Source organism: Pseudodesulfovibrio sp. zrk46, assembly GCF_012516435.1.
Classification (GTDB): Bacteria; Desulfobacterota; Desulfovibrionia; order Desulfovibrionales; family Desulfovibrionaceae; genus Pseudodesulfovibrio.
Window position 1 is genome coordinate 1,193,223 of the sequence record NZ_CP051216.1, and the last position, 18,936, is coordinate 1,212,158.

Sequence of the window (18,936 nt, forward strand, 5' to 3'; positions counted from 1 at the left end):
CAGAAAACATGCTGATGGCTGAATCGGCAAAAATATACATGAGTAGCCAGCCGGGACACAAGAAAAAGAACAAAAAACACACCAATAAATAACATTATTGGCAATATCTTGCCGAAATTTCGGCATATCCGTGTTCACTCCGACTAAATTTTATGCCGATCCGCAGGATTGGTGAGTGATCCACCCTTCTTTGGCAACCGCTATCGCAGAAACCGGGCAAAAAAGCTGCGCGATCGCACATCCAGACGAGTCAGTCCGAATTCATCTGCCTCGGCCAGCGCGGCATCGTATTCATCGCGGGTCAGCATACGATCAATGGGCGGCATGGCCACGGCCTCGGCGCAGGGATGATACTGGTCCATCATATTGAGGTAGGTGTTGCGGGAAATGTCCGCCAGAAACTTCATCCAGTGGGCAGTACCTGCCACATCCTCGGGCATGACAAGATGCCGCACCAGCAGCCCGCGCTCGGCAATGCCACTCTCATCAACGATCAAATCGCCCACCTGACGGTGCATCTCGCGCACGGCGGCACGGGCGTGGTCGGGATAATCGGCGGCCCGCAGGAACTTGGTCGCGTGTTTGGAGTCCCACATCTTGATATCGGGCATGTAGATGTCCACCACCCCGTCCAGCAGGGCGAGGGAGTCGAGGCTGTCATAGGAGCTGGTGTTGTAGACCAGCGGCACGGTCAGGCCGTACTCGATGGCAATGGGCAGGGCTTCGAGGATCTGCGCCACCACATGGGACGGCGTCACGAAGTTGATGTTGTGGCAGCCCTGTTTCTGGAGGGAAAGCATGACCCCGGCCAGTTCGTCGGGATCGGCCTCCAGCCCGGCAGTGGGGTCGGAGCTTATGTCGTGATTCTGGCAGAAACGGCAACCGAGGTTGCATCCGGCAAAGAAAATGGTGCCCGAGCCGTGTTCGCCCACCAGCGGGTCTTCCTCGCCGAAATGGGCATTGTAGCTGGCCACCACGGATTTTCGGCCCACGCCGCAGAAGCCGCGCTCGTCATTCAGGCGGTCCACGCCGCAAGAGCGCGGACACATGCGGCACTCTCCCAAGCGGGCGAGTGCCGTTTTGATGCGCCCGGCGAGTTCGCCGGCTTCATGGAGGACAAGGTACGCCGGTTTCACTTGCGCGGCAGTCCCTGTTCCCTACTTCACTACCAGGACGGGCAGGTCGGTGGAATGGAGCACCTTGTGCGTTGCGGAGCCGAGGATAAGCCCTTCAAGATCGGACTTGCCCTTGGAGCCCATGACGATCAGGTCGCACTTCTCCACATCGGCCACGTTGCAGACGACCTCACCCACGTCGCCGCCGATGATCAACTCCAGATAATCCACGGCGGCGTCATCGAGCTTGGTGCGGTAATGCTGCACTACGGCCTCGGCGCCCTTGGTCAGGTATTGGAGCAGCTCATCAGCGTTGGGCTGGCCCAGCCCGGTGGGAACGGCGCGACGCACGTGCAGCAGCACCACAGACGCTTCATTGTCGTGGGCGATACCAATGGCCATCTCGGCCGCTGCGTCGGAATGGGCGGACCCATCAACAGGCAGGAGAATCTTCTTCACATTCATGCTGGACCTCCTTTTGGCCGCTTGGCGAACGATCCGCCATCAGGGCATTGCCCTGCGCAGCCTATCTCGGATCATCCTCGGACTCGCTGCCCATGAATTCCTCCATGGTGGCGTGTCCGGGCTGGCAGACGTCTTCGCGTCGAAACACGGAGCCGACTGTCATCCAGAGGATTTTCAAGTCAAGTATAACCGATTGATTGTCTATATACCAGACATCCAGCTCAAATTTATCATCCCATGAGATGGCGTTGCGGCCATTAACCTGCGCCCAGCCAGTGATACCGGGGCGCATTTCGTGCCGCCGAGCCTGCCTCGGGGTGTAGCGATCAAGGTACTGCATGAGCAGCGGACGCGGCCCTACCAGCGACATCTCGCCCTTGAGCACATTCCAGAGTTCGGGCAGCTCATCCAGCGAGGTAGAACGAAGCAGTCGCCCGAACTTTGTCAGGCGATCACAGTCCGGCAAAGGCTTGCCGTCCGGCCCCACGGCGTCCTTCATGGTGCGGAATTTGATGATCTCGAAGGGCTTGCCGTGCAGACCCGGGCGCGTCTGCCGGAACAATACCGGACCGCCCAGCTTGATGCGCACCAGCAGGGCCACCAGCAGGATTACGGGCCACAGCAGCGACAGCGCGGTGAGGGTGACGACGAGGTCGAAGAGCCGCTTCATATGAGCCCCATGAACTCCAGAATGGCGTCGTTGACCTTGTCCACGTCGTACTTCTCTTCCGCCATGCGGCGGCTGGCCTCGCCCATGCGGGCGGCAAGTGACGGGTCGACGATAAATTTCTCCATGGCTGCGGCCAGCGCATCCACATCCTTCATGGGGGTGAGGAAGCCGTTCTCGCCTTCCACCACGGTCTCGCGGCAGCCCGGCACATCGCTGGTCACGACGGGGCGGCCCATGGACATGGCTTCCAGCACGGAGCGGGGAGTGCCTTCGCGGTAGCTCGGCAACACGTAGACCGAGGCCTGTGCGATCTCGGGACGAACATCGTCCACGGCGCCCAGCACCTCAAGGCCCTGTTCGCGCCACTTGTTCACTTCCTTTTCCTTGATCACATCAGCGCCCTCTTCGCGGGGGCCGATGAGCCGGAAGGGAACCTCGGGGTATTTCGCTTTCAGCTTGATGGCTGCCTGTGCGTATTCGCGGACGCCCTTGGCACCCAGCAAACGGGACAGGCAGAGGAAGGACGGCTTTTCGGGCAACGGCGCCACGGCGTAATGTTCGAGGTCGACGCCCGACCCGTTCACCACAGTGGTGTCCACGTTGCCCGGCACCACGCCAAGCTTCTTGAAAAATGCTTCGTCGTCGGGATTCTGAAAGATCAATCCGTTGCAGTAGCGAATACCTGAGCTGTACATGCCCTTGGCGATGTTGAACATGATGCGCCGCTTGAGCCCCTTGGCCTCGGTGAAGGCGTAGCCCAGTCCGGTGACCATGCCGAAGACCTTCTTCTTGTCGCCCACCCAGGCCATTCTGGCGGCCATGGAGGCGTAGACGATGGGCTTGAAGGTGTAGGACAGCACCACATCGGGCCGAATGCGGTGGATGGACTGCTTGAGATGCAGCAGGCTGCCCAGATCGGCGAACAGATTCAGACCACGCCTGTTCAGGGGGAGCACGGAGTAATCCACGCCCATGGCTTCCAACTGCGGGCCTACGTCCGGCGTGTGCAGCGGGGCCAACGCGTGTACTTCATGCCCCAGGCTCACCAGCCTTTTCAGGAGCGGACCGCGAAACGAAATAAGAGAGGGGGCGTAACCGCCCACGACGACTATTTTCATATGGATTCTTCTGTTGGTTCGAGTTGCTGGCTGTTTTCTAGCAAACACCCCACGGAAAAGGAAGGCAATCCGGCGTTTCGCGTCGCATTCAGTTCTGCTTGACGCCCTACCCCGGCTCCCATATTTTCATTCCCATGAAACGAAGCGAAATCAATGCACTCATCCGTGACGCCAAGGCCTTCTATAATTCCTTTCAATTCCGTCTGCCCCCGTGGGCATTCTGGAGCCCTGAAGACTGGAAGGGCAAAGGCGACACCGAGGTCGTCCAGAACCAGCTCGGCTGGGACCTGACCGACTACGGCGCAGGCGAATTCGAGAAGAAGGGCCTCATCCTCTTCACGATCCGCAACGGCAACCTCATGACAGACAAGTCCAAGAAGTACGCCGAGAAGATCATGATCGTGCGCGAAAGCCAGATCTGCCCCATGCATTTCCACTGGGCCAAGACCGAGGACATCATCAACCGCGGCGGCGGCAACCTCGTGGTGGAACTCTACGGCTCCACCCCGGACGAGGAACTCTCCGACGAGCCCATCACCGTGCTCATCGATGGCATGCCCCGCGAAGTGCAGCCCGGCGGTAAGGTCATCCTCACCCCCGGCGAATCCATCTTCCTCGAGCAGGGCATGTACCACCGCTTCTACGGCGAGCCCGGCAAAGGCAAAGTCCTGGTGGGCGAAGTCTCCTCGGTCAACGACGACAACACCGACAACCGCTTCCACAACCAGCAGGCCCGCTTCCCTGAAATCGAAGAAGACGAAGCCCCCCTGCACCTGCTCTGCACCGACTATCCCAAGTACGTGTAAGCAACCAACTCACGACATCAAAAGCCCCGAAGCGCCAGCCTCGGGGCTTTTCCTTTTCCACCCAATCAAACCAACCCGCCGCAACAAACAAAACCCTGCCCCAGCCCTTGAGCACGAAGCCTAGAAGCTGACCAAATCGAATGCCGCCAATCACAGCACGCATTCACACAGCGACAAGTCGCGCAGCCCACTTCAAGGCATTCTATTTGGATCAGATTCTCAGCAAGAACTCAGAGGCGGCCAAGCTACAAAAGCCGCGTTTCTTTGGTTCTTTCTTGGGGCGGCTCAGCCAGCCTTCAGCCGTTGCCGAGTCTTCGAGGCTTACGGATGAGGACAGCAGAGATAGAAAGAACCGCCGTCCGCGCAGGACGCCCCCGGCAGGGATCAGTCCAATAAAAAAGCCGCCCCAAAGGGCGGCCTTCCTTATCTGCCTTTTTCTTTCTCTTAACAAATAACTACCAATCCACCGGCAACTTCACCTTCTGCCCCGCCTTATTGGTAAAGAACACATGCCCATGCTCCCGCCCAAACAGATACACATCGCGGGTCACTTCCACATCCTGCCGACAATACTCGGTGATGAGATCAAGCCGCCCTTCCTTCCACCATTCCAGCGCCTGTAATCCGTCGGCAGACTTACCCACATCAAGGGTCGCCTGCGCGATGTTGTCGAGCTTCACCCGATAACCAAGACGGTTGTTGACCTCGATGAGCAGATCGAGATTGGGAAGATTGCGGAAATTGAAGGGATGCAACCCGCCGAGCACGGCGTAGTCGAATTTGACGTGATTGAACCCGATGACGAGATCGAACTGCTGGAGATGGGCAACGAGCTCGTCCATCTGATCCTGCTCGTAATCGTGCATGGAGTCGTCTTCGGAGTCATAGAGGCAGGCGATGGACACGCCCATGCGGTCGGCGCGGTTCCAGCCGCCCACTTCCTGCGCTGAGTAACGGGTTTCGATGTCCAGAACGCCGTAACGCTTTGGGGCCGGACGGCGCATGTCGATACCGGGAAGTGTATTCACGTCGATCTCCTTGGGTTCGATGGTCTTGGGGTCGCCGGAGAGAATGGCTTCGAGCACGAACTGGGCGGCCCGCTTGTCGATGGGACGGTTGCCGGAACCGCACTTGGGCGAATGCACGCAGGACGGACAACCAAGCTCGCACTCGCAGGACTCCACGGTGCGGAGCGTGGTGAGCACCAGCTCGTCCGCCTTTTCAAAGGCCTGACGGGTGAGGCCGGCACCGCCGGGCATGCCGTCGTAGATGAACACGGCCGGGCCATCCACCTGCGGATGCATGGGCGTTGAGATGCCGCCAAGGTCGTTACGGTCAGTCATGACGAGGAGCGGCAGCATACCGATGGCGGCGTGCTCGAAGGCGTGGATGCCGCCCATGAAATGGAGAAATTCCTCTTCGCAACGGCGACGGATTTCGTGGCCTACCTCGAACCAGATGCCCTCGGTCTCGAAGACAAGGGGCGGCAGGTCGAGGGGCGTGATGCCGAGGAGCTTGCCGCCGCGTACGGAGCGCTTTTCATAGCCCGTGATCTGCTCGGTGACCTTGAGACGACCGAAATAGACGCGGGTGCCGTGGCTCGCCTTCTGGCCGAGCACTTCGAGAATCTCGGTGTCCTTGTTGCCGCGCGGCTTGGTGTAATAGCCCACCCGCTGCTTGTGGGTGCGCACGGCCTTGGCCCCGAGGTCGAGATCGTCCACCACATAGGTCACGCCGCGATGCAGATAGACCGCGCCGGGGTGCGCCTCGCGGTAGGCGCGATGCTCGTCGATGGTGCCGATGACCGGGGCCTTCTCCTGTCCGAGGGAGTTGTCCTCGATGTGCATGGACTGGCCTGCGCCGCGAAGGTCCACGTTGCGATGCGGCCGCTTGCGGTGGGACACGATCTCGGGCGTGTGCCCGGGCATGTCCGGCTCCACCTCGAACAGCTGACCGTGGGTGACGAGTTCGCCCACACGGTCGTCGATCTCCTGCTCCTTGAGGAAGGTCTCGCCACGCCGCATGGTCAGCTCGGCCGCAGCGCAGATGAGATGGCGGTCCATGACAACCGGGTTGTACGGGTTGAGCATGGCCGACTCGGGCGGACGGGCAAAGAAGTCATCCGGGTTGCGCATGAAATATTGATCGAGGGCGTCTTCCTGCGCCACAAGGGCCACCACGGAATCCTGCTGGGCACGACCCACGCGACCACCGCGTTGATGGGTGGCCATGACCGAGCCGGGGTAGCCCACCATGATGCAGACGTCGAGACCGCCGATGTCGATACCCAGCTCCAGCGCCGAGGTGGAGATGACGGCCAGCAGATCGCCGTCCGCCATGCGCTGCTCGATCTCGCGCCGCTCCTCGGGCAGGAACCCGGCCCGATAGGCGGAGATTTTCTCCTTGAATCGCCCACTGCGTTCCGCTGCCCACATGGAGATAAGCTCGGTCAGCTTGCGCGACTGGCAGTAGACGATGGTGCGCAGGTCACGGGCCAGCGCCGCCTGCAACAACTGAATGGCAGCCTGTGCCGGGGAGCCGTCCGGATTGAGAAAGACCATGTGCCTGCCGCCACGCGCCGCGCCCGACTCCAGAATGGGATGGACATCCAGCCCGGTGAGCATGTGGCAGAGCTCCACCGGATTGCCGATGGTGGCGGAGCAGAAAATGAAGGTGGGCCGGGCACCGTAGTATTCGCACAGCCGCAGCAGACGGCGGAACACCATGGCCATGTGTGAGCCCATGACGCCGCGGTAGGTGTGGACCTCGTCCACCACGATGTAGCTGAGGCCAGCCAGAAATTCGGCCCAAGAGGCGTGATGCGGCAGCATGGAGAGGTGGACCATCTCCGGGTTGGACATGATCACGTTGGGCGGCGAGTTGCGGATCTTCTTGCGAAAGTGGGGGGAGGTGTCGCCGTCATAGATGGCAGCGGTTGGACGGCGCTCCTCGGGCAGAAGGGAGGCCAGTTCGTTGAATCCCTTGAGCTGATCCTGCGCCAATGCCTTGAGCGGAAAGAGATAGAGGGCCTTGGCCTCGGGGTCTGCAAGGCAGTGATCCATGACCGGCAGGTTGTAGGTCATTGTCTTGCCGCTGGCCGTGGGCGTGGCCACCACCACATGATGCCCGGCGCGCACGTGATCGGCTGCCTCTGCCTGATGGGAGTAGAGGCTGTCGATACCCATTAGGGAAAGGGCGTTCTGAATGGCCGACGACCATGGGCGACGCGGCTGGGCAAACTGGGAGTCCGCCCCATCCAGCAGCCGGTGATGGGCGACCTGATGGGCCATGCGCTCGCTTTCCAGCAAAGCGGTGACATAATTATTTACGGGATTGTCCACGGCGACGGATGGTAGTACGGTGCTTACAGCGAATCAATATAATTGTATGTGACAGAAAATTGTCGCATAGTGAATGTTCCAACTTTAGCAACCAACCGAGCCACATCATTATGGATACATCTGACAAGCTCCAGCACATACTCGTCGTGGACGACTCCACCTCGGTTCGCTACGCCCTCGAAAAGCACCTGACCGAAGCGGGGTTCAAGGTTTCCCTGGCCGTGGACGGTCAGGACGGCCTCAATATCGCTCTGGAAAACGACTTCGATCTGGTCATCACGGACATCGACATGCCCAAGATGGACGGCTTCGAACTCTGCTCCAAGCTCAAGGGCGAAGAAAAGACCTCCCATATTCCCATCATCGTTCTCTCCTCCCGCGACTCGGATGAGCACGTGGAGCACGGCTTCCGCGTGGGGGCCGACGCCTACCTCGCCAAGGGCGGCAACATTCAGGAGAACATCGAGCGCATCAAGGATATCCTGAGCGCACAGAATTTCCTCACCGGCAGTCGCATTCTGGTCGTAGACGACTCTTCCAGCGTCCGCTTGTTCCTCAAGACCGGACTGATGGAAGAAGGCTTTGTGGTGGAGACCGCCACCAACGGAAAAGAAGCATTCGACATGCTGCCGGACTTCAACCCCAACCTCATCATCTCCGACCTGATGATGCCGGAGATGGACGGCGGGGAACTCTGCCGTGCCATCAACAAGTCCGAGGTCTACAAGTCCATCCCCGTGATCATCATGTCCACCCTGAGCGACAAGCCGGTCATGCGTCGACTCATGCGTGAGGGCGCGGCCACCTATCTGGTCAAGCCCTTCACCATCACCCAGCTTTCCATTGTCATCGAGGAGATATTCTCTTCCAACTTCCGGCTCATGATGGAAGAAAAAGAGCGGCTGCAGATGGAACACCAGCTCACCCTGGCCGCCATCGCCAGCCTGGTGCAGGCGCTGGAGGCACGCGACCCCATGACGCGCGGGCACTCCGAGCGCGTGGCCCGCATTGCACAGGGCATCGCCGCCGAACTCGATTTCAAGCCAAGCCAACTGGAGCGTCTCCTCCTCATTGGCCAGCTCCATGACCTCGGCAAGATCGGCGTGCGCGACGACGTGCTGCTCAAGAAGGCCCGTCTGGAAGAGGACGAGTTCGAGCACATCAAGGACCACTCCAATGTGGTGGCCGACATCCTGCGGCCCATCAAGAGCCTGCACGACATTCTGGAAGTCACCCACTCCCATCACGAGCGGTGGGACGGCAACGGCTACCCCGACGGGCTCAAGGGCGAGGAGATCCCCATCAAGGCACGCATCATTGCCGTGGCCGACGTGTACGAAGCCATCACCTCCGAGCGCCCCTACCGCGACTCCATGCCCACCCGTGTGGCCGTGGACATCATCACCGAAGAGCGTGGCAAGCAGCTCTGCCCCACTTGTGTGGACGCCTTCCTCAAATGGTTCGAGCGCACCGGCGGCCATGTGGATCTGCCCAAGCAGTTCCAACAGGGCGCGACTCACTAGTCACTTCATTTCACAACACAGAAGCGGCGGCAGGATGCATTTCCTGCCGCCGCTTCTCATTTGCACTTTGTGCACACCTATTGCCCCGCATTGTGCAATGTTGCGCAACCATTTTGTGCAAACTTGTGCAAATTGCACAACGGTTGAACTTGCAACTTTTTATCGTGTTTTTATTAACATACTAAAATAAAACACTTTCATACTTTGGCACGGCACATGCTTTAAGCCAAACATGCACGATGCAGTCACTGTCACTCTCATCATCCTGATCGCCGCGTGGTTGCGGCGGTCCCTCCTCACCGACCTGGACGTCCACCCCGACGTCCGGGCAGGTGGAGAGAGCAAAGCCTCAACGACCCTGGCACTGGCACCTATCCGGGTGGATCGCCCCCATCCCGCCCGATACGCCAACCGCAAAGGTTAGGGTCTACCAATATACAAACCATACCTCCCCTTAAAAAGCAGAATCAAAACCTCAAACCCCTCCTTAAAAAAACAGTTAGACAGACCTCAAACCCCCAAAACAGCAAGGCCGCGAAAGCGGCCTTCGCTGTTTTGGGGGTTTGTAATTCTGTAACGTGACTTCATGAAATCACATTATCTCTTCTCTAGCGGAGCAGATATAATACGATAAGGGAAAAAAGTGTGCTACAAGGAACGTATCGTCACAACTGTATTTCACGAAGAGAGGGTCCCATGGGAATTAAATGGAAACTGCTTTTGATGGTGGGACTGCCAGTCGCGGCAATCATCATCATTTTCATCGTAGGTCTTTCGAGCTTTTATGTGATCGACTCGGACATGGCGTCCGTCAACTCACTTCATCAGGACCGGGCGACAATGATCGACGCAGACCGCGACGCCTATCAGGCGCAGGTGGCTGTGATGAAAGCGCTTGAAGCCCGAACTCCCGATGATCTCAAGAAATCAAAGGGATCCAGTGATGAAAATACCCAGCAGACATGGGACAGGATCACCGGACCGGCCAAGAACTTTACTCCTGACATGGCCACTGCATTCGATGGCTTCAAAAATGGCTTTGAAGCGTGGAAGAGCGACAACAACAAGATCTTGTCTCTTTCCGCTCAGACCCTGGAGGCCAACCTTGCCCGCGATCAGGCGGAGAAAAATGCCCTCGCCTCATTCGACGCCATGCGCGACGTCATCGACCAGCTTGGCGCCATGATCGATGAACAGTTGAAGGACCCGTACCTTGGACAGGAGCGACGGCTGCAACTGGAGAGCGCTCTCTCCCAAACCCTTAATGCCGACCGCGACGCCTATCAGGCATATGTGGCTCAGCTCCTCATCACTCGCGCCACTGACGCCGCCACAGCCAACAAGCTGGCCGAATCATTCACGGAAAACGTGGGGCAAACCACACAACGCGTGAATGGCGGCGCCGATGCCGTCGGTTCCCGGGCTGCGGACCTGAAGGAACAATTCAACAAGCAATTCACTGCCTGGGAAGCCCAAAGCAGAATGGCCGTTGAACTCACCCTCTCGAATATCGACAAGAATCTGGAAAAGATCGCCCTGCTGCAAACAAGTGACAAAGACTTCTCTGCCATGCGCGACAGTATCGACAAGCTGGGCGAGAAAGAAATGGGCCGGGTTGAAGCCGACCTTCAGAACCTCGATGAAGTCATCAGTGGAACCATCCTCATTTATATCCTTGTGGCCACTGCCTTTGTCATCCTCTCGGTAATTGTGACCTTGATTGTGGCCTCCCGCATTGCAAGTGCCATGAAGCAAAGCGCCGATGTGGCTACAGCCCTTTCCGAGGGTGACTTCACCGTGAGCCTGCAAGTGAACCGCAACGATGAAATCGGCCAACTTGCCAGCGCATTCACCAATATGATCGAACGCCTCCGCGACATCGTTCATGACGTGCAGGATGCGACCGGCACAGTGGCGTCTAGCAGTGAAGAGCTGGCCAGTTCTTCCGAAGCGCTGAGCCAGGGAGCCACGGAACAATCCTCCGCTGTTGAGGAGGTTTCGGCCTCAATGGAAGAGATGGCAGCGAGCATCAGCCAGAACAGCGAAAGTTCCGGCGAGACCGAAACCATTGCCCGCACCACTGCGGCTGAAGCCAAAAAGGGCGGCGAAGCCGTGAGACAAACGGTGACATCCATGTCTCTGATTGCCGAAAAAATCTCCATCATCGAAGAGATCGCACGGCAGACCAACCTCCTCGCCCTCAACGCAGCCATCGAGGCCGCACGCGCTGGCGAGCACGGCAAGGGCTTTGCCGTTGTCGCCGCAGAGGTTCGCAAACTGGCCGAGAAATCCGGTCAGGCAGCCAATGAGATCAGTGAACTGTCCACGGAATCCGTCGAGGTGGCCACACGGGCCGGGCAGATGCTCGACTCCATCGTCCCCAATATCGAGAAAACGGCCGAACGGATAATGGAGATAGCTGCCGCCAGCAACGAGCAGAACGCGGGCGCAAAAGAGGTCAACACCGCGCTGCAACAGATGGACAGTGTGGTTCAGGCCAATGCCGGTTCATCCGAAGAGATCGCCTCCACCGCAGAACAGCTGTCCTCGCAGGCCATGCAGCTTGAAGAGACCATGTCCTTCTTCAAGTTGGGACAAATCACCAAGACAAGTTCCAGCAAGGTCGTCAACACGCCGCCCAAGGCGCTCGCACAGGCAGCACCTGACAATGGTGTTGCAATCGATATGGGCGATGATAGCTTTGAGAGATTCTAGCGTATCTAAACCCCTCTTCAACAAATGAAAAATGGGGAAGAACCGAGTGGTTCTTCCCCATTTTGCTGGCGTCATGCAACGCCGAAATGTGGCTCGAGCGAATTACTTCTTGAGCTTTTTGGGATCCATTTCGCGAATGGATGCTTCGCCCGGAGCGAGCGCGCGAGCGTGACGCTGGCGACGCAGTTCAACGACGCGACGATCTTCGTGAGCGAAGACCAGCTCTTCCACACCGTTGTGTTCAACTACGAGTTCATACATGTTTCAACCCTCTTCCTAGATGGTGGTATCATCCGATCCCGTTTTGGCGATCGGGTCTTCCTGAGCAGCGGCAGCGATAGTCTTGTTGCCGAAGTCGGCAGAGACGACTTTGGCCTTGGCAGCCGCGCCCTCCTTGGTCATTATGATGCCGCCCTCAATGATGGCGCCCTGTTCCACCACCAGAGTGGGAGTCTGCAGGGTGCCGTGCAGGACGGAAGTTTTCTCGAGCAGGGTGCGCTCCTTGACGACCACATCACCTTCGATGCGACCACAGGAGGTCAGCCTGCCGACACGAACGGAACCGGTCACAGAGGCCTTGCGGCCAAGGATCAAATCGCCGTCCGTGGAAATTTCACCTTCAAACTGACCGTCGATACGGACAGTCCCCACAAAATCGAGTTTGCCTCGATATTCGGTACCAACGCCCAGAAAGGCGTTCAGTTCCGAGCTGTCGTTATTTTTCTTTCCAAATAAACCCATTGGATAACCTCGTACTCATAAAGGTGACGGGAACACCGCCTCCCGAAAGCAGCCTAATCGGCGCGAGCAGGTGTTTCCTATACCCCCGTGAAAGAGCAAATGCCAGATTTTTCTGTACCCACCTGTGGAGAACTCCAGCCGGACAATGCCGAAAATGTCACGCTCTCGTCGTCTGGACGTTAAATTCTAATTGTAGCAACATGCTCATCTATTGTACTTTCTCAAAAAAAATGCATACGATGAAAACTCTTTTTTCTATAAAAACCACCATTGAATAGTCAGCAGGGGATCGCCACCACCATGTCCACCACAAGTCCGCAAAACATAAAGTCCTTTTACAAGGGCCAAGTCATATTCAAAGAAGGTCAGCAGGGCACCATTGCCTATATGGTCAAGAAAGGATCCATCAACCTTTTCCGCAACGTCGACGGCCGCAAGATCGTCCTCGAACGACTCGGCAAAGGCGAGATTTTTGGTGAAATGGCGGCCTTGAGCGGACATCCCCGCACCCACAGCGCAGAAGCCGCTGAATTTTGCGAACTGATGGTTCTGACCGAGCAGGTCATCCAGACCCTGCTGAACCGCTGCCCCAAGACTATCCAGCATCTGACCAAGCTGCTCATCCGCCGCCTGCGCAAGGCCGGCGACGGCACCCAGCAAAAGACCCACAAGAGCTCGTTTCTCTCCATCTGCCGCGTGCTGGAGATGGCCTACCGCTGCCACACCTCCATGAAGCCCGCTGAGGCCAAGAAGATGCCGGGCCACAAACAGGGGCTGCCCGCCAGCGAATTCGCCAAACAGGTCAAGAACATCCTGCTCGTTTCCCAACTGGAGATCGACAACACCCTCGACCAGCTGGCCGCCCTCAAGATCATCAACATCACCAAGCACGGCTCGGGCAAGGCCTTTGCCGAACGCTACATCGCCATCGGCGACATGGAAAATTTCTTCAAGGTCGCGTCCAACCTGTACAAGGAACTGTCCAAGACCGGCGCCCTCGAACCGGAGCTGGAGTACATCGACATCCACGATCTGGCCGAGGAAGTGGAGGCCAACACCGAGGTCCTCTACAAAAAGATGGCCAACAAGGAGATTCCCGAGACCCTGTTCTTCTTCCACAAGAACTCTGTCATGAGCTGGGCCTCGGATCAGGAGGAGGACTTCTTCAAGCGGGTCAAACGCAAGAAGAAGGCCATCAAGGATCTGGAAGACGTCAACGACATCGTCTTCGTGGACAACGGCACCTGCAAGGAAGTCTTTGCCAAGCTCGGCTACTACAAGCTCGGCGTGCTGCTGGCCATGGCAGAGGATGATGCCAAGAAGAAGATCCTCGGCAACCTCGCCAAGAAGATCGCCAAGATCGTGCAGGACGAGGCCGAAGCACGCGGCCCGGTGGACCCGGCCGAAGCCGAGGACGTTTCCGACGAGCTCATTGAAATGGTCAAGGCGGCCAAGGGAGTGAACGCCTGATGAATATCGCCACTATTTTCGGCATCATCGCCGGTATCTTCATCCTGTGCGCCGCCACCTTTGCAGCCACGGATTCAGTCTCGGTCTTCATCAACGGCCCCGGGCTGGCCATCGTCATGGGCGGTACCATTGCCGCCACCTTCATCTGCTACCCCCTGCGTGAAGTAGCCCGCGTTCTCGGCCTGTTCGTCACTGCCTTCACCGCCGAAGAACTCCCCATCGGCAACTACATCAAGGACATCGTCGACATCTCCAAGAACGCCGCCAAGGGCGAAGAGCATCTGGAGCGGTCCATCAAGTCCATCGACAACGAATTTCTGCGAGACGGTCTGCAAATGCTGGTGGACGGCTACTCCAAGGATGAACTGGAGGAGATCCTCAACAACCGCATCCAGCAGTATCACGAGCAGGAGACCAACGCGGCAGGCATCTACCGCACCATGGCCTCCCTTTCTCCGGCCTTCGGCATCATCGGTACCCTCATCGGTCTCATCGCCATGATGCAGACCATGGGCGACGACGTGACCCGCATCGGCCCGGCCATGGCCACGGCGCTCACCACCACCCTGTACGGTGCGCTGTTCGCCAACATGCTCTACATGCCCATCGCCACCAAGGTGGAACGCCGCGTAGAGGAGCGCACCATCCTCATGTGCGTCATCCGCGACGGCATCCTGTTCATCAAGGACAAGACGCCTGCGCCCATCGTCATGGACAAGCTCAAGGGCTACCTGCCGCCGCGCCGCTGGTCCTCCATCGCCAAGGTCAAGTAAGCCCGGAGCCACGCCATGTCTCGTCCCGCACCCTTCATTCCCCGGCGCAAGCAGCCACCACAGCATGACGGCTGGAGTCTGACCCTGGCCGACATGATGACGCTGCTGCTCTGCTTCTTCGTCATCATCGTCTCCATCTCCAAGGTCGACACCAACCGCTACGAAGCCATGTCCGACATTCTGGCCGAAGCCATGAAAGGCAAAGCCGCGCCCAGCAAGCGCACGGCCGAGCAGTCGCTCATGAAGGTGAATCAGAAGGAAAAGAATCTTTTCGAGCTGCAACTCGAACTGGCCAAGCTCGTAGGCCGTGAATCCAAGGCCGTGAATCTCAAGATGCGTCCCGACGCGGTCGCCATCAACCTCAAGGGCGGCGTTTTCTTCAAGCTCGGCAGTGCAGAGCTCACCTCCGACGCGCTCCGCATCCTCGACAAGCTGGCCCGCCCGCTCTCCGAGGCCAACTACAAGCTGACCATCGAAGGCCACTCCGACAATCTGCCCATCAAGTCCACACAATTCCCGTCCAACTGGGAGCTGTCCTCGGCCCGCGCCTCATCCGTGGCCCGCTATTTCATCGCCCAGGGGCTGCCCAAAGACAACATCCGCGTCATGGGTCTGGCCGACACGCAGCCCCTCGCCCCCAACGTCGACAAGGCAGGCGTCTCCATCCCCGAAAACCAGTCCAAGAACCGCCGGGTCGTTATATTGGTTCGTCCTGTAAAGGGGTAAAATCAGGAGAGGATGCGCCTTCGGCGCTATTGTTAGGTGACTTCGCCTCCGGCGGCCAAAGGGCTATACCCTTTGGAATCCCATTGCTCGCTTCGCTCGAGATTTGTCCAATTAAAAGAGATTACCTTGTACCGCTCACCACTCTTTTTCCACGCCGTGAGGCGGGCGAGAGTGGTGTAGCTGCTAGGCGGATAGGTGTGAGTTTCCCGCAGGCGTACCCCAGTACGTCGAGGACAGACTCAACCTATCCAACGACGCAGATGCGCCGCTATCGCCAGCCGGGTCACCCTACTTCGCAAACTTTTTCAGCCATGCTTTGGCTTCATCGGCCGCTTGGTCCATTTGTTCTTGGGTCATCCTCTGAGTGACCTGCATGAGGAGGTCGTTGGCGGGGCCGTGGCCCTTGGAACCGGCAATGGCGAACCACTTGCAGGCTTCCACAATGTTGGGCTCGCCGTCGAGGCCGGACAGAGCGAGCTCGCCAAGGGTGGTCTGGGCGTCGAGGAAATCCTGCTCGGCAGCCTTGGTGAACCATTCCTTGGCCATGGGCACAGACTTCTCCACCATCTCGCCGGTCATGTGCATCATGCCCACACTATACTGGGACACGGGATCACCGCTCTCGGCCGCCTTCTGCATCCAGTAGAGGAACTTCCCACTGTCTTGTTCCACACCAGCACCCTGCGCATAGGCAAAGGCCATGAAACCCTGCGCCTGCGGATGGCCGTTCTCGGCGGCGCGCCGCAGATAATCGAAGGACTTCTGGTCGTCGCGCTCCACGCCGTCACCGCGCATGTGAAGAAAACCGAGGGTGAACAATGCATCGGGCTGATCCTGATCCGCGGCCTTGTGCAGCCACTCCAACGCCGTGTTGACATTCTGCTCCACGGTATCGCCCTGAAAATACATCCGGGCCAGCTCATACTGGGCCTTGGCATCGCCTGACCTCGCGGCCGCCTTGGTCTCGCCACCCAACTCGGGCATGGCAAAGACAAAGGTCGCAATGAGAATGAGCATTGGCAACAGAACAGCAAGAAAAGAACGATTAATGGACATGGACAGCCTCGCATATAGGGATTTTCAGAGTGATACACTCTGTATCACTTTTCCCCCCACGGCAAAAGCCCATTTCTCAAGACATCCAAGAGAAACCTAAGCGACCCACCACCCCGAGCGAAGCGAGCACCAAAAAGTTTTGGAGATTCCTAAGAACCTTTTACAAAAGGTTCTTAGGCCGTCGGAGACGCCCGCCGGCGAGGCGCTCTTCGCGAAGCGAAGATTTACGCATCCGGCAGATCGATGACGAAAACGGTGCCCCTGGGCTTGTTGGCCACGGCGCGCACCTTACCGTGATGGTCGGAAACGATGGACCGGACAATGGTCAGTCCGAGACCGGTGCCACCCTTCTTCTGGGTGTAATAAGGCTCAAACAGGCGAGTGGAATCCTTGGGCAGTCCGGCACCGTTGTCAGCCACGGTGATTCTGACCTTTCCGGCTGCCTTGTCCTGACTGGCTTCGATTTGAACCTTGGCATCGTAATCGCCGCGAAGGGCCTCGGCAGCATTGGTGAGCAGGTTGATGAGTACCTTGCGGATGGCCTCGCGATCGAAGGGGAACTCCTCGATGGGAGACTGGAAATGCAGTGACCAGCTGATCTCGCGATGGGTGTTCTCGAACATGCCCACGACCTCTTCGAGGACGGGCGCGAGGAAGTCGGGACGCGGCTGCACTTCGGGCAGCTTGGCGTAGGCGGAAAACTCGGTGACCATATTCTGGAGGCGTTCCACCTGATTGACGATGAGCCCGGTGCAGTCGTCGAAGGTCTTCTCTCCCACGCCTTCGCCATACTTCCGCTGAAGGCGCTGGGCCGAGAGCTTGATGGGCGTGAGCGGATTTTTGATCTCGTGGGCGATGCGGCGAGCCACCTCGCGCCATGCGGCGAGACGCTGAATCTTTTCCAGCTCGGTGATGTCTTCGAACACGGCGACATGACCGGCCTGACGGCCACCCACGGTTTGGAGCGACACCACGTTGATGAGCACCTTGAGGTTCTTCCCGGCCACGGGCAGATCCACCTGCCGCTGCCAGAGCGTACCGGGATTGGCCGAAACCTGCTTGAGTGCCTCGGTCATCATGTCGGAAAAATCGCCGGAGAGCAGTTCCACGGCCTTCTTGCCGATAAGGAGGGCGCCGGGTACGCCGAGAATATCCTCGGCAGCGGTGTTGACCGTACCGATACGGCCGTCGGCATCCATGGAGATCACGCCTGAGGTGATGTTGTTGAGCACGGCTTCGATGTACTGACCGCGGCGCTCCAGCTCCTGATTCTGCTGGCCGAGACGCTCGTTGGCCTGCTGCACGGACTGCTGGGACTGCTCAAGGTCCTCGGCCATGCGGTTGAACGACTGCACGAGGAAACCGAGCTCGTCGTCGGAACGATCTTCAAGACGCACGGAAAGATCACCGCGACCGATGCGTTCGGTACCCATGGCAAGGGCCTGAACCGGGGCGGAAAGCTCCTTGGCGAGACGGAAACCGAACCAGATGGCACCAAGAATGATGAGCATGGCCATGACACCCATGGTCAGATACAGGTTCATCTTCCATGGATATTTGCGGTCCTTGAGCTTCTTGTATTCATCCAGACCGCGCACGATCTGATCAAGACGATGCAACAACCCCTGGCCCACTGTTTCGCCAATGACCAGATAGCCGGTGGCACCGCCGTCAACAGGCGTCACGCCGAGGACAAGGTCACTGCCGGGCTTGGGTATGATGGTGGTCCACGGACGCGGGTCCGCCTTGAGGGACTGCCAGTCAATTTTCTCTTTGATCTCAGGCCACGACTGACTCCACTGGGGGGTGGCGTGAGTGTTCTGCTCGTTGCCTTCGGGGGTGATGACGCCCACGAGACTGAGGTCGTATTCCTCGAATTTCTTGTTGAGGTAGCTGTTCATGCCCTTGCCGCCCCAGGCGTACTTGGACTTGACGATCTCCTCGATCATGTTGGTCCCGCGCCGCTCCAGACGGTCCTGCGCCGAGCCATAGAAGGCACGGCCAAGCTCAAGGGCCTGCTCCATGGATTCCTCCACCTGCCCCTTGAACCAGTAGTCCACCGAGGTCTGCACGAACTTCACTGACACGAGGTAGATGAGGGCCGTGGGAATGAGGGAGAGGGAGATGAAGGCCAGAACCAGACGGGTGCGCAGCTTGGAGCCAAGCACTCGACGGCGCCGCTCCAGCATGAGGCGAACCGCATTGCGCGCCACGTAGAAGAGCATGGCGAGCAGCAGCACCACGTTGAGGATGAGCAGGTTCAGGATCAGATAATAGTCGCCGCTCAGATATTTGAGCTCGGCCCATGTCAGGCCGAGGATGAGCAGCAGGAAGACGAAGGCCGTGATGTACTCCCATTTGCGCCGCCGCTTCTCCCGGTAGGAGCTGGATGATATGCGGATCGGATCAGGAGCCAT

At 58.4% G+C, this 18,936-nt stretch carries 15 protein-coding genes; 6 read left to right on the top strand and 9 right to left on the bottom strand.

The window, feature by feature from the left end; all coding sequences use genetic code 11:
- Positions 1-200: 200 nt before the first annotated feature.
- From HFN16_RS05455 to HFN16_RS05470, 4 genes are all read right to left on the bottom strand, one after another.
- Positions 201-1,136, bottom strand: a complete 936-nt coding sequence (locus HFN16_RS05455) for a radical SAM protein (protein WP_168889753.1) — start codon at positions 1,134-1,136, stop codon at positions 201-203.
- 21 nt (positions 1,137-1,157) lie between these two features.
- On the bottom strand, positions 1,158-1,580 hold the full coding sequence (locus HFN16_RS05460; RefSeq protein ID WP_168889754.1) for a universal stress protein: 423 nt from the start codon (positions 1,578-1,580) through the stop codon (positions 1,158-1,160).
- A gap of 61 nt (positions 1,581-1,641) precedes the next feature.
- Positions 1,642-2,250, bottom strand: a complete 609-nt coding sequence (locus tag HFN16_RS05465) for a sugar transferase (RefSeq protein ID WP_168889755.1) — start codon at positions 2,248-2,250, stop codon at positions 1,642-1,644.
- Positions 2,247-3,368, bottom strand: a complete 1,122-nt coding sequence (locus HFN16_RS05470) for a glycosyltransferase family 4 protein (protein ID WP_168889756.1) — start codon at positions 3,366-3,368, stop codon at positions 2,247-2,249. The genes HFN16_RS05465 and HFN16_RS05470 overlap by 4 nt, the downstream gene beginning before the upstream one ends.
- 134 nt (positions 3,369-3,502) lie before the next feature.
- On the opposite strand from HFN16_RS05470, the gene HFN16_RS05475 reads away from it, so the two are divergent.
- Positions 3,503-4,174 carry a D-lyxose/D-mannose family sugar isomerase gene (locus tag HFN16_RS05475; protein ID WP_168889757.1) on the top strand — a complete coding sequence of 224 codons (672 nt, stop codon included), beginning with the start codon at positions 3,503-3,505 and terminating at the stop codon, positions 4,172-4,174.
- 455 nt (positions 4,175-4,629) lie between these two features.
- On the opposite strand, the gene HFN16_RS05480 is transcribed toward HFN16_RS05475, so the two are convergent.
- Complete coding sequence (locus HFN16_RS05480; protein ID WP_247648449.1) at positions 4,630-7,464, bottom strand: DEAD/DEAH box helicase; 2,835 nt, start codon at positions 7,462-7,464, stop codon at positions 4,630-4,632.
- Positions 7,465-7,625: 161 nt separating this feature from the next.
- Between HFN16_RS05480 and HFN16_RS05485 the strand changes: the two genes are divergently transcribed.
- Positions 7,626-9,038 carry a response regulator gene (locus tag HFN16_RS05485; RefSeq protein WP_168889759.1) on the top strand — a complete coding sequence of 471 codons (1,413 nt, stop codon included), beginning with the start codon at positions 7,626-7,628 and terminating at the stop codon, positions 9,036-9,038.
- Positions 9,039-9,734: 696 nt separating this feature from the next.
- Entirely contained in the window at positions 9,735-11,753 is a 2,019-nt protein-coding gene (locus HFN16_RS05490) for a methyl-accepting chemotaxis protein (RefSeq protein WP_168889760.1), read from the top strand.
- Positions 11,754-11,855: 102 nt separating this feature from the next.
- Here HFN16_RS05490 and HFN16_RS05495 read toward each other — a convergent pair whose 3' ends face one another.
- Together HFN16_RS05495 and HFN16_RS05500 are read right to left on the bottom strand one after the other, a co-directional pair.
- Positions 11,856-12,014, bottom strand: coding sequence for a hypothetical protein (locus HFN16_RS05495; protein ID WP_168889761.1), 159 nt, complete (start codon positions 12,012-12,014; stop codon positions 11,856-11,858).
- A gap of 15 nt (positions 12,015-12,029) precedes the next feature.
- Positions 12,030-12,494, bottom strand: a complete 465-nt coding sequence (locus tag HFN16_RS05500) for a polymer-forming cytoskeletal protein (protein WP_168889762.1) — start codon at positions 12,492-12,494, stop codon at positions 12,030-12,032.
- Between the two features lie 300 nt (positions 12,495-12,794).
- On the opposite strand from HFN16_RS05500, the gene HFN16_RS05505 reads away from it, so the two are divergent.
- The 3 genes from HFN16_RS05505 to HFN16_RS05515 are packed head-to-tail and all read left to right on the top strand — an operon-like array spanning position 12,795 to position 15,463.
- Positions 12,795-13,964, top strand: coding sequence for a cyclic nucleotide-binding domain-containing protein (locus HFN16_RS05505; protein WP_168889763.1), 1,170 nt, complete (start codon positions 12,795-12,797; stop codon positions 13,962-13,964).
- On the top strand, positions 13,964-14,737 hold the full coding sequence (locus HFN16_RS05510; protein ID WP_168889764.1) for a MotA/TolQ/ExbB proton channel family protein: 774 nt from the start codon (positions 13,964-13,966) through the stop codon (positions 14,735-14,737). Before HFN16_RS05505 ends, HFN16_RS05510 begins: the two co-directional genes overlap by 1 nt.
- A 15-nt stretch (positions 14,738-14,752) precedes the next feature.
- On the top strand, positions 14,753-15,463 hold the full coding sequence (locus tag HFN16_RS05515) for an OmpA family protein (protein ID WP_168889765.1): 711 nt from the start codon (positions 14,753-14,755) through the stop codon (positions 15,461-15,463).
- A 288-nt stretch (positions 15,464-15,751) separates the two neighbouring features.
- On the opposite strand, the gene HFN16_RS05520 is transcribed toward HFN16_RS05515, so the two are convergent.
- Positions 15,752-16,519, bottom strand: a complete 768-nt coding sequence (locus HFN16_RS05520) for a tetratricopeptide repeat protein (protein ID WP_168889766.1) — start codon at positions 16,517-16,519, stop codon at positions 15,752-15,754.
- Between the two features lie 224 nt (positions 16,520-16,743).
- Positions 16,744-18,936, bottom strand: coding sequence for an ATP-binding protein (locus tag HFN16_RS05525; RefSeq protein WP_168889768.1), 2,193 nt, complete (start codon positions 18,934-18,936; stop codon positions 16,744-16,746).

Coding starts and splice junctions, on each gene's coding strand:
- HFN16_RS05475 (WP_168889757.1), top strand. CDS start 3,503: ATGAAACGAAGCGAAATCAATGCACTCATCCGTGACGCCAAGGCCTTC.
- HFN16_RS05465 (WP_168889755.1), bottom strand. CDS start 2,250: ATGAAGCGGCTCTTCGACCTCGTCGTCACCCTCACCGCGCTGTCGCTG.
- HFN16_RS05525 (WP_168889768.1), bottom strand. CDS start 18,936: ATGGCTCCTGATCCGATCCGCATATCATCCAGCTCCTACCGGGAGAAG.
- HFN16_RS05515 (WP_168889765.1), top strand. CDS start 14,753: ATGTCTCGTCCCGCACCCTTCATTCCCCGGCGCAAGCAGCCACCACAG.
- HFN16_RS05480 (WP_247648449.1), bottom strand. CDS start 7,464: ATGGCCCATCAGGTCGCCCATCACCGGCTGCTGGATGGGGCGGACTCC.
- HFN16_RS05490 (WP_168889760.1), top strand. CDS start 9,735: ATGGGAATTAAATGGAAACTGCTTTTGATGGTGGGACTGCCAGTCGCG.
- HFN16_RS05460 (WP_168889754.1), bottom strand. CDS start 1,580: ATGAATGTGAAGAAGATTCTCCTGCCTGTTGATGGGTCCGCCCATTCC.
- HFN16_RS05505 (WP_168889763.1), top strand. CDS start 12,795: ATGTCCACCACAAGTCCGCAAAACATAAAGTCCTTTTACAAGGGCCAA.
- HFN16_RS05470 (WP_168889756.1), bottom strand. CDS start 3,368: ATGAAAATAGTCGTCGTGGGCGGTTACGCCCCCTCTCTTATTTCGTTT.
- HFN16_RS05485 (WP_168889759.1), top strand. CDS start 7,626: ATGGATACATCTGACAAGCTCCAGCACATACTCGTCGTGGACGACTCC.
- HFN16_RS05495 (WP_168889761.1), bottom strand. CDS start 12,014: ATGTATGAACTCGTAGTTGAACACAACGGTGTGGAAGAGCTGGTCTTC.
- HFN16_RS05520 (WP_168889766.1), bottom strand. CDS start 16,519: ATGTCCATTAATCGTTCTTTTCTTGCTGTTCTGTTGCCAATGCTCATT.
- HFN16_RS05500 (WP_168889762.1), bottom strand. CDS start 12,494: ATGGGTTTATTTGGAAAGAAAAATAACGACAGCTCGGAACTGAACGCC.
- HFN16_RS05510 (WP_168889764.1), top strand. CDS start 13,964: ATGAATATCGCCACTATTTTCGGCATCATCGCCGGTATCTTCATCCTG.